The organism is Anabaena sp. FACHB-1237 (genome assembly GCF_014696225.1).
Classification (GTDB): Bacteria; Cyanobacteriota; Cyanobacteriia; order Cyanobacteriales; family Nostocaceae; genus FACHB-1237.
On sequence record NZ_JACJPV010000035.1, the window covers coordinates 25,975 to 41,652 of the forward strand.

Below are 15,678 nucleotides of genomic sequence, written 5' to 3' on the forward strand. Positions count from 1 at the left end.
GCTTATTGACTTTTATTCCTAAAAGGGCTAAAGTTTTCACTAGGATTAATTGCAAATAATTTGCAAAAATATTGATAATAATTCTTACTGGTTCTTACTGGAGTGAAACATGGCAATGAGCAAACAAGGGTTATGGGGTGTTACTGGAGGGGTTTTAGCCTTAACAGGAATGGTTTTGAGCAGTTTGGGAACTATGAACATCGTATTTGCTAATTCTCCCGAAAAACGACCAGTACCACGCTTAGTTGCTCAAAATATTAAAACTTTAACTATAGTTTTTCCTAGTCGTTCTGACTCTACAGACTTACAAACTAAAGCTAATAATGTGGCTGCTTTCTTATCAAAAGAGTTGGGAATACCTGTAAAAGCGCAAGTAGGTGATGATACAGCAGCAGTGGAGGCATTAAGAGCAAATAGAGCAGACGTAGCGTTTTTAAGTAGTCGTCCAGCGTTAAAAGCGGAACAATTAGCAAATGCTAAATTATATTTAGCGGAAGTGAGAAAAAATTATTCTGGTAGATATACTTACAATTCTGTTTTTGTTGTTCCTAATAATAGTCCATTAAAAAGCAAGAATACAGCTAAAGCAACCTTAGAACAATTAAGAGGAAAAAGTATGGCTTTTACTTCTCCTACCTCTGGTTCTGGCTTTATTTTTCCTGTGAGTGAGTTGGTAAAACAGGGTTTTGTTCCTAATAAGGATCGTGTGGATAGTTTCTTTGGTAAAGTTAGTTATGGTGGTAATTATAGTAAAGCATTAGATGCTGTGGTTAGAGGTCAAGCGGATGTGGCTGTAGTGTCAGAATACGCACTATTTCCTCCTTATTTACCAGCAGAAAATAGAGATAAGGTAAGAGTATTATATAAAATTTCTGGTGTTCCTGCACATGGAATTGCTATTGATGATGATGTACCAGTTGTCATGCGAGAAAAAATAATTAATGCTTTCTTGAAGTTGAATAAATCAGAAAATAATCAATTACTAACTAGTTTATACAATTCCACAGAGTTGGTAAGAGTTGATCATAATCGTCATCTGAAACCTACTAGGGAAGCGTTAAAAAATGTGGGAATAGAACCATAGAATATTTATTGCAGATCCTCAACTCATGATATCACAAAATAAGTTGGGGACATTCGATTTTGTCTAGTTATTCTCTAATAAATTTATCGGTTGAGCCATGAATATTTATCAAGTAGCAAATACCAATTCTCATTTATCCAGTTTATCTAATAAATTCTCTAAAAGTATCGTGAATTTTATTGAATGTTCTCATCTGATATCAGATTATATTTCATCTCTACAACGTCCTATCTTAAATAATATTAATTGTCGCATTAATCAAGGTGAATTTGTAGTATTATTGGGCTTGAATGGTGCTGGTAAGTCAACATTTTTAAAGTCCCTAGTTGGTTTAGTACCCTTAGTTAAGGGAGAAATTAATATTAATGGTATTTCTGTGAGTAATCACAATTTGGCACAAATTCGTCAGGATGTGGGAATGTTATTTCAGGGAGGAGGGTTAATTAAACAATTATCGGCTATTGATAATGTATTATGTGGTAGATTAGGAATCAGAAAAACAGGACAAACTTTATGGGGTTTTCCTCAACGCGATCGCACATTGGCCTTAGAATTATTAAAACAATTAGGATTAGAAAAACAAGCATATCAAAAAACTAGTAAGTTGAGCGGAGGACAACAACAAAAAGTAGCGATCGCTCGTGCGTTAATGCAGTCTCCACAAATACTTTTAGCGGATGAACCCACCACAGGATTAGATATATTATCCTCACAACAAGTAATGAATACTTTAGCAGAATTACATCAAAAAGGTTTAACTATCATTACCGTTTTACATGATTTAGTATTAGCGCAGGAATATGGAACAAGAGCCATAATTTTAGATAAAGGTGAAGTAATTTATGATGGTAAATGTGAAAATTTGCAAGATAAATTACAAGATAAATTATCATAATCATAAATTTTGTAATTTTGTAGGGGTAAAGCATGAGCTAAACCCCTACAAATAGTTTACAAATAATCAACCAGTAATTAATTATTAATCATCTTAATTAAACAATTTCATACCATGAAAAACATTTCTAATTTGCCCATTTTCCATCGTTATCCTTGGGTTATTCCCTTAATTATTGCCATCAGCATGATCGGAGTTTATATTTGGGCATTGCAAGGATTAAATGTAGACTTTAAACTGATAAAAGATAGCTTACCTTTCATTGCAGATTTTATTTCTCGGTTATTTCCTCCTGATTTTACAGTGATGGATATTGCTGTTAAAGCATTAATTGAAACTGTACAAATGTCTGTATGGGGAACATCCATAGGAGCAATTTTATCATTACCAATTGCAGTAGCTAGTGCTAATAATTTAGCACCATTATGGTTAAGATGGATAGCAAACTTGTTACAAAATGCTGTGCGTTCTGTACCCTCAATTATTTTAGGATTGATTTTTGTTGCTGCGACAGGTTTAGGCGCACCTGCGGGTACATTAGCGTTATCCATATATACCATTGGCTATCTTGCAAAATTTTATCAACAAGCTATGGAATCTGTAGATCATCGTTCTTTAGAGTCTTTACAGGTTATTGGTGCATCAAAGATACAAATTGCTCAGTATGGTATATTACCACAAATATTACCGTTAGGTTTAGGTTATACCCTGTGGATGTTTGAATATAATATACGCGCTGCTTCAGTTTTAGGAGTGGTAGGAGCAGGTGGAATAGGATTTCAATTAAAGAGTTATATAGATGGATTTGAATATACGAAAGCCACAACAATGATGTTAGTGTTATTAGTAGTAGTGACGTTTATTGATTGGTTTAGTAGCAAGTTAAGGCGTTATTTAGAGAAGATGTAGGTATTAATTAGGTATTAATTCAAATCCCCGACTTCCTAGCGGGGTAATTTTGCAATTTTTAGTACAGATAGCAAGTTTCTATGATGAATTTAGATGAACTTATAAGAAATTTATTTGTATGGAAGTTTGGGAATTTTCAGGATACATGGTTTCTACAGTTTTTTGAAAATCCTGCATAGCGTTATCATGATTACGTAAAAACCAAGATTTATGATTTTCTAGGTATTGATTTCTAATCATATCATTTCGCAAATCAAGAGGAATACGTTTCATTCTCGGATCAATACTATCAAACCCCGAAAAATCCTTTTCTAATCGCTCATAACACATTTTTACATAATCAGGATTTAATTCAATACCGATAGCACTTCTATTTAATTGTTGACATACTCTTAATGTTGTTCCACTACCTAAAAACGGATCCAGAACTAAAGATTTTTCATCACTAGAAGCTAAGACAATTCTTTCAATTAAACCCTCTGGTTTTTGTGTAGGATGATTTTGGCGATTTTCATGACAATAGTGAACATGGGAAAATTCCCATACATCCCCAGGATTTGATCCTCTCATGTTATTACGTTCTCGATAATATTTTTGTGGTACTCTGATATCATCTAAATTAAAGATAAAATATTTGGATTTAGTAAACATTAAAATATCATCATGTCGGGGAGAAAATCCCTTTTTCTTGCCTATTCCTTGGGTATAATGCCACACTATCCAACTATTAAAAAACATTCCTAATTCTCGATCTAAAATATCGTAAAGATAGGAAATAAATCTAAAGCCCATAAATACATAAATTGTACCATGAGGTTTTAATATTCTATAGGCTTCTTTAGTCCACTCTCTGGAAAATTGTAAATATTCCTCAAAACCTTTGATATCGTGATTATTGCCATAGTCTTTTCCCAAATTATAGGGGGGATCGGCAATTACTAAATCTACTGTTTCTGATGCTATTTCTTGCATTTTAATAATAGCATCTCCTAAAATTATCTTTTGTTCAATCATGAGATTTTATCCATCCATATTTATTTGCTAATTTAAACCATTCATTAAATGATCAACGTTCAGACCGAAGATATTTTTGATCAAGTAGTTGGCAAAATTCCCATGTAGTTCTTTCTTCAACGTCGACATAGTGAATATCTCGAACTTGAATTTGTCCTGTTTCAAGTGCAGGTTTATAGCTAATATCCTTAGCAGATAACCATTTTAGGTCATAAACGTTATATGCAACAACTTCCATAATACCATCCATTAAACCTGTACTTTGATTACGAGTAGAATAGACATGGTGTTTTAAAGAAAGAATAATGAAAATGTAGTCAGGATCTTCAATATACGCAGTACGAATACGAGCATAAGAAGTAATATTAGGCGATTTACCACTGGATTCAATGTTTTCTGCTGTTGCTTTAACATAAACCTCTGCTGTTACTCCGCTTCCGACTTTCCTTTGCTTGTAAAACTGCAATATGACATCCGCTATGTGTAGATGCCTACATTAAAAAAAATCCCACCAAATAACCTGTATACATCCTGCTATATAGTACAAGCGGGCATTTTGCCCGCTTTCGTGACTTCTTACTTCTTAATGTATTAACCCAAAATAGCAGCTAAATCTTTTTCTGGAGTAGTAATTAACTGCAAATTATAATTTTCCTGGAGAACTTTAACCACATTTGCTGATAGGAAAGCTGGTAAGGTTGGACCAATACGAATGTTTTGAATCCCTAAATAAAGTAAGGTTAATAAAACAGCGATCGCTTTTTGTTCATACCAAGATAATATCATAGATAAGGGCAATTGATTAACATTAATTTCAAAAGCATTAGCTAAAGCTACCGCAATTTGAATAGCAGAATAAGCATCATTACATTGTCCCACATCTAACAATCTAGGAATACCATTAATATTGCCTAAATTGTGATCGAAAAAGCGGAATTTACCACAACCTAAAGTTAATACTACACAGTCTTGAGGAAGTTGATCTACTAAATCAGTATAGTAGTTTCTACCAGGTTTTGCACCATCACAACCCCCCACTAAAAAGAAGCGACGAATATCACCATTTTTCACAGCATTAACTACAGTATCAGCCACATTTAAAACTGCATTTCTAGCAAAACCTGTAGTGACATTTCCCTTAGTTTGTTCATCTGTAAAACCTGGTAATTCCAAAGCTTTATTAATAGCTAAACTAATATTATTCATCGGTAAATGTTGTAAACCTGGATAACCTACAGGACCCATTGTAAAAAGGCGATCTTGATAAGATTCATGGGGTGGTACTAAACAATTAGTAGTCATGATAATAGCACCGGGAAAATGATCAAAATCATGGGTTTGGTGTTGCCATGCTATGCCATAATGTCCATAAAAATGGGGATATTGTTTTAATAAAGGATAACCATGTCCAGGTAATAATTCTCCATGAGTATAGACTTTAATTCCTGTATTTTTAGTTTGTTCTAAAATCGCTTTTAAGGCTAGTAAATCATGTCCAGAAACTAAGATGGCTTTACCAATTGTATAACCTAAAATTACAGGTGTTGGGGTAGGAGTTCCAAAGGTTTCTATATTACCTGCATCTAACAATTCCATTGCTTTTAAGTTAAATTTACCAACTTCTAAAGCTAGGTTTAACCAATAGGATAAGTCTTGATCTTGGTTATCTAAATTTGCTAAAACTTGATGAACAAAGATGTACAAATTTTCATCATGTTGATTAAGTTCTGCTGCATGAAAAGCATAAGCAGCTAAACCTTTGATTCCATATAATACCGTAAGTTTGAGAGAGAAAATATCTACATTTTGTTCAGATTGACTGATGAAAGCTAATTCTACATCTCTTCCTTGTTTAATTTGATGTTGTAAATTATTAGCAGGTTCAAAGGTATTAATAGTAGAAGTTTTAACTTTATTACCTAATGCTTGGATTTTTAACTTGAGACTTTCACGAAAAGAGATCGCCCGATTGACAAAATTCACAAAATCAACCGTTGTAAAATTCACATTGGTTAACGTTGCAAATAGCATTTCTAAAGTAAATTCATCTACTTCACGAGTGGTAATATCTAAAGATTTTGCTTGTAATGTAACTTGAGAAAGTCCCCTTAAACAATGTACTAATAAATCTTGTAAAGCATCAACTTCAGGACCTTTTCCACAAGCGCCCCATTGATAACACACATCTCCATGAGTAGTTTGTTCACACTGGTTACAGAACATAATTTATTCCTCCGGTCTTGATTTTTTCAGTATATGCTACTGATAATTAAAGATCCTTGATTTAAGTCAAGAGTATTAGTAAAGTTTTATTACAAATTAATTTTTTTAATAAATGTAACTATTTGGTAAGTTAGAATAAGATAAATAAATTGATTTATGGATTTGTAAATAAATGAACTGTTTTCTAACCAAATTATCATTATGACACTTACAGAAAACCTCTTAGAAATTCAAAACTTTCTCCATAAAATACCAATATTTGCCAATATTAATCAAGAAAAATTACAAGCGATCGCCCATATTACCATCATCCAAAATTACAAAAAAGGAGAAATTTTATTTTGGGAAGGAGATGAAGCAACAGGATTTTTTATTGTCAAAAATGGCAGAATTAAAGTTTTTAAAATAGGCAATAATAAAGAACAAATCATACATATTTTCGGTACAGAAGAATATTTTGCAGAAGTACCCGCATTTGATGGTGGCAATTTTCCAGCCTCAGCAGCAGCAATAGAAAATAGTCAAGTTTTATTCATTCCTAGAAATTCATTTTTTAGAGTATTGCAACAACATCCAACTTTAGCAATAGTCATGTTAGGAACTTTCGCCAAACATCTGAGATATTTAACTAATTTAGTTGATACTCTTTCTTTTCAAGAAGTACCAGAAAGATTGAAAAATTATTTATTAAATATTAGTCAAAAAAATCATACAAATATCATTACCTTAGACATTCCTAAAACCCAACTTGCAGCATTATTAGGAACAGTTCCCGAAACCCTATCACGTGCTTTTTATAAACTGCATCAAGAGGGTTTTTTAAAAATGGATGGAACAAAAATCACAATCATTAAATGATTATTAATTATAGGAAAAACAAAAAACTAGATCAAAACTAGATCCCGGACTTCTTTAAGAAGTCCGGGATCTCAAGTTCATCTACTTTTAATATAAAATTAATAGTAATCATAATTAAACCGTGCTTTAATATTAGCAAATAACCCTATTTATAGACCATCGAAAATTATGGACTTGTCCAATTTTACCACATTACAAAACCTAGAATCAGCCTTTGGTGGAGAATCAATGGCCAATCGCAAATATCTATTTTTTGCAGCAGTAGCGCGTAAATTAGGGTTTTCAGAACTAGCAAAATTATTTAAAGAAACAGCAGATCAAGAAACTGAACACGCATTTGCCCATTTTGAATTATTACATCCAGAATTAGTAGTTAAAGATGTTACCCTATTAAATGAAGAGGAAAAAAAAGCAATTATTTCTCGTTGTTTATCCCTAGCAATTGCAGGAGAGACCTACGAATATACCACAATGTATCCTGAATTTGCCGCAGCAGCAGCAAAAGATCGAGATGATCCCGCAGTAGCAGAATTTCTCAAACAAGCCCAAGAATCTCAAGATCATGCTAACATATTTCAGACTGCCGCCCACAGATTTGGATTATTAAAATTCATTGAAAATTACCACGCAGATCGCTACACTGAGGCTTTAGAAATATTAAATGGTGCAGAACCAACTACTAAAATTATTAACGAAGATCCCCACACTCAAAAATGGATTTGTAGACAATGTAGTATGATATATGACCCTGTAGTGGGTGATCCTGATTCGGGAATTGCCCCAGGTACACCTTTTAATAATATTCCTGATGATTGGAACTGTCCAATTTGTGGAGCTAGTAAGAAAACTTTTAAACCATTGGATTAATTTATCAAACATTCAGTAAATTTTTAATGACGTTTATGCCTATTTTCTGATATTCTTAGGACTTACGCAAGTGTCACAGTAAAAAATCTGTTGTAGGGTGCGTCAGATATCAACAATTGGTTGTTTACATGATTTATATTGTCTGACGCACCCTTACCCTGCAATAGTTTGATGCTTATTTTTTTCTCAAAAATGTTTAAGTTCCGTTAGAGACGTTGTACACAACGTCTCTATATTGTTTGCTGGAGCTTATAGTCATTTAACTTTAGATTGAGACAAATCTTGCTTGCAGTCAAAGAGTTTCCGGCGAAAAAACGTATCATTTTTAAGTTAAACCACTATAACTGTTTTCAACCCCAAAAAAGAGAGTGGGAGGAGGCATTACCAAGCGCCATTCTCTCCCACTCTACCTTTTGCTGCTGAAGCGATACAGGAATATATAATACAGACGTAATTCGTTAATTTAGGGGGGTAATTTGCAGGTTAACGACAACATCTATACTTAGCAGGTATTCCCATTGCAGCAAAACTTAAATGTTATTTATTTTTGATTTTGTTAACAAAGTTTACAAGATTAATTTGTTAATTGATGTACTCTTTTAACTCATGTCTTGTTTTTCCTTGTCTTCTATAATTTAACTTGTTTATTTTCTTGTTAGTTGCCATTTTGGCATTTTTTTTAACTTTTTATTTGTTCATTTTTCACCTTTTTATTTTGATTTTAACTTCATTTTCTTCCTGATAATTAATAGGGGGTGAGACCCATCACCCTTGATTGTACTTGTTCCTGTCTATTTTTAAAATGTTTAACTTATAGGCAGTAACTAAATTACATCATATCCATATAATCTAAAATTAAGTTTTTAAGTATGAGGGGTGACACCCCTAATCTAACTTTAGGTTTAGTTCTGAAAACAGTAAAGTATTAATAATAAATAGGAGTCAGGAGTTATTAGGGGTTTAGCAATGCTAAACCCTCAACTTTGCACTTCGCACTCAAGAGTCAGGAGTTTAGTTTACTTTAGAGGGTGTTTTAAAACTATGGGGCGATGGGGCGAATATCATAAGGCTTACGCCACGCTATCGCCACTATACAGGCAAAGTCCACACTTCGACAGGCTCAGTGACCACCTACCTAAAATTACTGTAGTGCAAGCATCTTGCTTGCATCTATTATCCAAATTAAAAGCATAACAGCTTATGACTTAGGGCAAGCTGCACGAACGCTATAAGTTACAGGCAGGTAAGTCAGCTAAACAAATAAGCCCTCTGGGAATTAATTATCAGTGTCATCACAGAATATATCTAAAAATGCCTAAATGAGCATAATAAGATCACTATAATATTTTTTGTAAATTTTCTTGTATTGTTTAAAACCGACGTTCAAATTCAAAGACAATCCGACCATCATCAGTTAAATTAGTAGAAGAACGTAAACGTAACTCATTATTAATTCTGTAGTTAAAACCCCATTGTAAAGGATCATTAGCTGTCAAAATTTTAATAATAGAAACAGAAAGTTTAGAAGAAACGTCAACTCCTGCTTCTAAGGCCAACTCTAAAGAGGAATTATTGCCAGTAGCAGTTGGTTTTTCTGATACAACAGTGGGAAACATTCTTAATTCACTTAAACCAAATGCTGTACCAATTTCACTAAATGCGGTTTGAAAATTATTAAACACAGCCGCACCAGCAATATTTATTAAACCTAGCCTACTATCTGCTCTTCCTTGGGTATCTAAAAACCCACCACCTAATAAAGTGACAATTTCTGTTTGTGAGCGGGAAGGAATGCTTTTTAATTCTAAATTCTCATTAATTTGACTTCCTAAACCATCAATACTAGCTTCCACTCTCACAGTTTCTAAACCTGCTAAACCAGGAGAATTTTGTCTACTTAAATCAAAATTTTGCACGATATCTAACACCTTGGCAAATAACCTAATATTCAAGTAAGGATCACGAGGGTTGCGACTACTAAAAGTAGCTGTATGTTGCTGATTTCTAGCTAAATTTAATTGTGTAGTAAATAAATTTACTCCACCTTTTGTTAATTGAATTGTACCTTCAGGAATAGGGTTAGCAAGAGAACCATTAACTTTTAAATCTCCAATAGCTTGGAAGCTAAATACCGGAGGGCTGGCAATTTCTACATTTTTACCTAGCGTTAATTCTAAATTATTTAATTTAGTTAATTGATTCTCTATATTACGATTAACATTCACATTATTATTAACATCATTACTAGACAAAGATGAACTATTAGTATTAGTAGATTCTGACAATAACACTTTACCATCAAATAATTCTATTTTTCCTCCTATAACCGGTTGCAATAAAGAACCAGTAATTTGTAAATTACCACTTGCTCCACCTTGGTATAATCCTTGAAAATTTAAAACTAGTTGTTGTAAATTTACGGTAAGAGGATTTTCAATTGTGACTGTTTGGTTGCTAGATATTGGTAATTCTCCTTGAACTTCTATTTTTCCATTACTAAATTTACCTTGCAGATTTTCTACTAAAACTTTAGTCAAATCAAATTGAGTATTTCCTGTAACATTTGTGAGTTTTCCTGGTAATGCTTGGGCACTAAATGTAGCATTATCTAAAATAGCTTTTCCTTTTACTAGTGGTTGTTTTTTATTTCCCCTTACTTCTAGTCTTAATTCTCCTTTACCTTCTTCAAAATTAATCTGATTGGTAAATAAATTTAATAATGTTAAACCTTCATTTTTAATATTTACGTTCAGCGTAATATCGTCTTTGTTTGCAGCTAAACTGCCAGGAAAGTTATAGGGAATACTACCATTAATATTGGCTGGTTCATTACCTGTTCCTATTCCTAAAACATTACTATCAAAAATTAAACGTCCATTACTATAATTAAAACTAGATGTAGCAGATTTCACTGGTTTCTGATCAATTGTTCCCTGGCTAATTTCTAAATTTCCTTGACCTTGGGGATTATTAATAGTTCCTGCTAGGGTTGCGGTTAAATTCAAATTACCTGTAATTTCTCCGGGTAACTTCACAACATTATTTAATAATTCCAAGGGTAATATTTCTATGGGAAAATTTCTCACTTGTAACTGTCCAGACTGTTTTTCTCCTCCAATATTTCCCGCAAAGTTAATAAGTTTGTTTTTGGTTTCAATTCTCAGGGGTTTAAATTGAAAAATACCTTGTTCAAAACCTCCCTTGACTATTACTCTTTCTGCTCGATAAAAACGTCCTGTTTCCTCTTTTCTACCCCAAACAAAATCCTTACCCTGCAAATCAAATGTTAGAATTAGTGTTTGATTTTTGTGGGTATCAATACTAATATTTCCATTAAATTGTCCTTGCAAATCTTTTAAATCTGGAATAATTTTAGCTTCCAACCGTTTCTTTTCATCTTGACTAATAAGAGTATCAATCTCTGATAATCTTTGAATTTGTGTGAATAAATCTTCATTGGGTAAACCTTGAGAATTAATAGTTAAATCACTTGCTTTACCATAGTTAGGGGCTTTGATTCCTCTTTGAATATCTTCTATCTCAAAAATTTGAGCAGTTCTTAATATATCTTGAATTTGCCCTTTTTGAATATTAATATTGGCCTGGATTTGTGGTTTAGTGGTTAATTGGTTAATGGTAGCATTAAAGTTATATATACTGTCTTTTTTCGTAAATTGACTATTGGTGAAAATAGCTGTATTATTATTAGTATGATATTGGAATTGTGTAGTTAAGCGATCGCCTTTAATTCTTCCTAGTTCTGGTTGAATAATCTCCACATTTCCTACTGTTGCTAATGTGTTTTGATTAACTCTTAAATCTGCTGTTAATAACCCTTGTACCCCTCCAGGACTTAATAGAGTATTTTGAGGTAAAGCCAAATTTAATTTATCTAAAGGAAAATTGGCTAATTTTATTCCCCAATTACTACCTCCATTATTGCCTAAAAACTGTCCTTTAGCCACTGCTTCTTGCCATTGAAGCAAAAAAGATTGAGGACGATTATTCTTATCTAAATTAACTGCTAAACGGTCTTTTTTTCCTGCTATATCAAAAACGAATCCTTGTCCACTAACCCCTTCAATCTTACCATTTAATACAGGTTCAAAGACAAAATTAGCAGGTTGATTAGGAATTTGATTAGGAATTTTATGACTAACTTGAAAATTATTTAATCCTATTTTTCCTAAAATATTTGGTGCTGCTGGTATTCCTGATATTTCTCCCGAAAAATCCATACCTCCTGCTATTTTTACTCCCTGGGGTAATGTCACAGGTAGCTTTTGTAAATCATAATTTATTGCTTGAATTTGCAACTTGAAATCTGTAATTTCTGGTATTCCTGGTTTTTTAGCATTTGCTAATATATAACCATTAGCTTGTAACTTACCATTACCAACATTATTAATAATTAATCTTTGTCCATTCCAACCAATATCAGCTTGTGTATTAATTCCTTGATCATCACTCCAACCTATTCTTCCTGCTGTAATTACATTGCTTAATTTAGGAGTGTTTAAAGAACCTGCAATCTGTAATTTACCAAATAAATTACCCTGTAATTTTTGATGAAATTCAGTTAATTTTAAACCAGGAATTGTTAATAATGCTTGATAATTACCTTGGGAAATTTTAATATTAGAAGCTGTAATATTACCATTAGCTAATTTTACTTTTCCTGCACCATAACCTGTAATATTTTCTGGCTTAAAAGATTCCACAATTCCCGCTATTTGTAATTCTCCTGTCACTATTCCTGGTAATGTGGGAAAACTGATATTATTAGCTTGAATTTTGGCTTGATAATTGCCATTACTAACTTGAATATTATCAATATTAATGATACCTTGTTGGGGATTTAATTGTGCTGAACCTCTAGCATTTAATGTTTGTAAACTAAAATCTTCTCTATTTCCTGAAACGAAAAAAATTCCCATCAAGGGATTATTTAATATAGGATTTGCATTGTTAATAATTTTGGATAAATACAGATTTTTTGCTATTAATTCTACATTAAACTGGTTATCTTTTAACTCCAATTGCTTAACATTAACTTTTCCCCCAGCAATATTTACATTAGCATTTTCAGGAGTGATTTTTTCAATCAGAAAAGGTTGTGTTTTTCCAGATAAACGCAAACTTCCGTTAAATTCTGCACCATTTAAGTTGATATTCTGTTCTTGATTCTTGTTTATAAAAGATATTAATTTAATTCCTGAAGATTGAGTAATAAATTGCCAATTTTGATTAAAATAACTACCTTTAGCAGTAACTAAACCTCCTCCTACTTTCGCTTGTACATTTTCAAAATTTACGGTACGATCGCTATTGATAATTGTTGTACCTGTTGCGGGATAAGTACCTTGAGGTGCTGTCCATTTTACTAAAGTTTGAGCATTTTTCGCTGTTCCTGTCAAGGAAACTTTAGCGGATACTGTGCCAATTTTCCAGGATGGTTTAAGGTTATTTTTGGGATCATTAATATTAATATTATATATTTTAGCGATCGCATCTCCTGGAACATTAGCTGCTGTAAAATTAAAATTAAGTTGAGGATCTTTCCCTAATTTAATGATTCCCTCCCCCTTAATTTCACCACCAACAACAGCTAAACCTTGAATATCTGTAATCTTTAAAATAGAAGAATCATTATTTCCTACCTTCAAATCAAATTTACTATTAATTTTTTCAAAATCAATTTTATCAACTTGGGCAACTTTTACTGTACTAACCACACCAGATAAAATCGGTTGTTTAATAGTTCCTAATAACTGTAAATCTGCCTTTGCTATACCACTAACCGGAACAGGTAACTTCACATTTAATGTACTCTGGGCATTACTTAAACTAACTGCATTCACTTTTCCCTGAATATTAAAACCGGCCTTCTGATCAATAATTCCTGAAGCTATTAAGGGAATTTTTCCATAATTAGTGACTAAATTATCTAATTTAATTTTCAAACCATCAAAAGATATATTTCCCTGGCAATTATTTAATAACTGTGGTAAACCAGGAATAGCAATATTAACATTATTTAAAACCGCACTACCATATAATAAAGTTGGTTGATCAGGAGTAGCTTTTATTTTTAAATCACCATTAACCTTACCAGATTGCAAATTCACAGGTAAACCCACAATTCTAGTAATATCTTCTGCAAAAAGATTTTGCGATCGCAACCTAAAATCACCAGCTAGACTCTTACTATTAGGAATCAAATCACCTTGTAAAACAATATCACCACCATGATTAGACTGTGCCATAATATCTAACCTAATTAAACGGTTATTTTCTAACAATTTGGCACTACCATTAACACTACCAAAACCCACAGATGTTAACTTGATATTAGCACTATTTCCGCCTCTCCATTTTGCATTAGGCACTAAAATTAACCTAGCATCACGAAATCGTAACTTATCTAAATCAGTTCTAATCCAAGCAGACGGTTCTCGACTTGCAATAGTAGTAGTTAACCATCTACCTTGATCATCCTGTTCTACATATACATTAGGATTAATCAAAGTTACATCTAACAATAAATGACGCTTAAAAATTAATCTCCAAATATCAAACCTCACCGCTACTGATTTTATACTTACCTTATCGGGATCTGACGCAGTAGCAGGAATCTCTGAAGCAGCAAAATTTACACCAGTTAAAGAAAAGGATGCAACGTGACCCAACTTCACCGGACGGTTAAGAGTTTTAGTTAAATTATGTGTTGCCAAGGGTGTTAAATCTTGTTTAATAAAACTCCATAACCGCCAAGTACCGCCCATAATTCCTACCAATAACAGGCTGGCCACAGCTAAACTAGCACGACTTAAAATAATCACTCGCAAACGCCAAAAATTACTATTAGATGGTGAAAAATCCCCATTAGAGTTAAACATGAGCTTTTAATTAAACATCATCTCAGGAATAATTCTTAGAGTATAGCTATAGGAGCGGCAAAAATATAGATTTACATCATCAAAATTATTAGGAGTTAGTAGGGGTTTAGTACTGGTAACCCCTACCAATGTACCTCCTGATCTATAATTTCCAAAAAATCCCAAAAGTTTTAAACTGGTTCTAAGAAGTTCAAATTCCCAAATTGTGGACATTTTCTTCCCAGAGATTGAACCTGCGCTTTGAAGATTTTCCTCAAAGCATTGCGAGATATTGCCGAGGTAAAAACTTTAGTTTATGCCACGCTATGTCCAGGAATATCCCCAGATATCCAGGCTTGAAATATCTGAATGAATATCAAAATTGAGATTAAAGGATGAATCATGTCTGTTTTTGTACTAATTTTTAACGCTGGCACAGACAACGAAGGAGTACATAGTATTCGCAGCATTACACCGGATGGATTAGTACGGAATAAAATCCTCATGTTTGAGTCTGAAGACGATGCTACCCGTTTTGCCCTAATGCTAGAAGCCCAAGACTTTCCCGAACCCACAGTGGAAAAAATGTCTGCTGATGATATTAAAGAATTTTGTCAAAGCGCCGGTTATGATTGGGAATTTATCCCTAAAGATCAGGATTTAGTTATACCTCCCGAAACTAATGTAGATCAAACGGACTGGGAATCCCAAACACAAACCAAAAATTATGAAGAATCATTAAATAATTCTCCATCTACTTCTGAAATGTCTAATTCTGATTTAGATGATATTCGGCGGCGTTTGGAAGGACTATTATAATTTCTAGGACTTACGCATTGACAAAAAACATTATCTATGTATTCTAGATCATGCGATCGCTATTAAGATTAGCAAAAATATGCTCACGTACAACTAAAGTAAACAGATTCCTCTGTACTTCATACCAGTTG

10 protein-coding genes are annotated in these 15,678 nt (G+C 33.0%); 6 read left to right on the forward strand and 4 right to left on the reverse strand.

The window, feature by feature from the left end; all coding sequences use genetic code 11:
- Positions 1-109 precede the first annotated feature (109 nt).
- The 3 genes from H6F32_RS15580 to phnE all read left to right on the forward strand — a co-directional run bounded on the left by H6F32_RS15580 (position 110) and on the right by phnE (position 2,888).
- Positions 110-1,084, forward strand: a complete 975-nt coding sequence (locus H6F32_RS15580) for a phosphate/phosphite/phosphonate ABC transporter substrate-binding protein (RefSeq protein ID WP_190370221.1) — start codon at positions 110-112, stop codon at positions 1,082-1,084.
- Between the two features lie 97 nt (positions 1,085-1,181).
- The gene (locus tag H6F32_RS15585; protein ID WP_190370222.1) at positions 1,182-1,979 is read left to right on the forward strand and encodes an ATP-binding cassette domain-containing protein; all 798 of its coding nucleotides are present in this window, start codon (positions 1,182-1,184) and stop codon (positions 1,977-1,979) included.
- 114 nt (positions 1,980-2,093) lie between these two features.
- Entirely contained in the window at positions 2,094-2,888 is a 795-nt protein-coding gene (gene phnE / locus H6F32_RS15590) for a phosphonate ABC transporter, permease protein PhnE (RefSeq protein ID WP_190370223.1), read from the forward strand.
- A gap of 99 nt (positions 2,889-2,987) precedes the next feature.
- Here the strand turns inward: phnE and H6F32_RS15595 are convergent, their stop codons facing one another.
- The 3 genes from H6F32_RS15595 to hcp form a co-directional block, all read right to left on the reverse strand.
- Positions 2,988-3,902, reverse strand: coding sequence for a site-specific DNA-methyltransferase (locus tag H6F32_RS15595; RefSeq protein ID WP_190370224.1), 915 nt, complete (start codon positions 3,900-3,902; stop codon positions 2,988-2,990).
- Between the two features lie 52 nt (positions 3,903-3,954).
- Positions 3,955-4,368 (reverse strand): hypothetical protein, encoded by a 414-nt coding sequence (locus H6F32_RS15600; RefSeq protein WP_190370225.1) that lies wholly within the window; start codon positions 4,366-4,368, stop codon positions 3,955-3,957.
- Positions 4,369-4,493: 125 nt separating this feature from the next.
- On the reverse strand, positions 4,494-6,125 hold the full coding sequence (gene hcp, locus H6F32_RS15605; RefSeq protein WP_190370226.1) for a hydroxylamine reductase: 1,632 nt from the start codon (positions 6,123-6,125) through the stop codon (positions 4,494-4,496).
- A 201-nt stretch (positions 6,126-6,326) separates the two neighbouring features.
- Here hcp and H6F32_RS15610 point away from each other — a divergent pair, with 201 nt between their 5' ends.
- Both H6F32_RS15610 and H6F32_RS15615 read left to right on the forward strand, forming a co-directional pair.
- Positions 6,327-6,983 (forward strand): Crp/Fnr family transcriptional regulator, encoded by a 657-nt coding sequence (locus tag H6F32_RS15610; protein ID WP_190370227.1) that lies wholly within the window; start codon positions 6,327-6,329, stop codon positions 6,981-6,983.
- 168 nt (positions 6,984-7,151) lie between these two features.
- Positions 7,152-7,850, forward strand: coding sequence for a rubrerythrin family protein (locus H6F32_RS15615; protein ID WP_190370228.1), 699 nt, complete (start codon positions 7,152-7,154; stop codon positions 7,848-7,850).
- Between the two features lie 1,370 nt (positions 7,851-9,220).
- On the opposite strand, the gene H6F32_RS15620 is transcribed toward H6F32_RS15615, so the two are convergent.
- Positions 9,221-14,749: a translocation/assembly module TamB gene (locus H6F32_RS15620; RefSeq protein WP_190370229.1), complete on the reverse strand. Its 5,529-nt coding sequence runs from the start codon at positions 14,747-14,749 to the stop codon at positions 9,221-9,223.
- Between the two features lie 381 nt (positions 14,750-15,130).
- Between H6F32_RS15620 and H6F32_RS15625 the strand changes: the two genes are divergently transcribed.
- Positions 15,131-15,547: a DUF3110 domain-containing protein gene (locus H6F32_RS15625; RefSeq protein WP_190370230.1), complete on the forward strand. Its 417-nt coding sequence runs from the start codon at positions 15,131-15,133 to the stop codon at positions 15,545-15,547.
- Positions 15,548-15,678 lie beyond the last annotated feature (131 nt).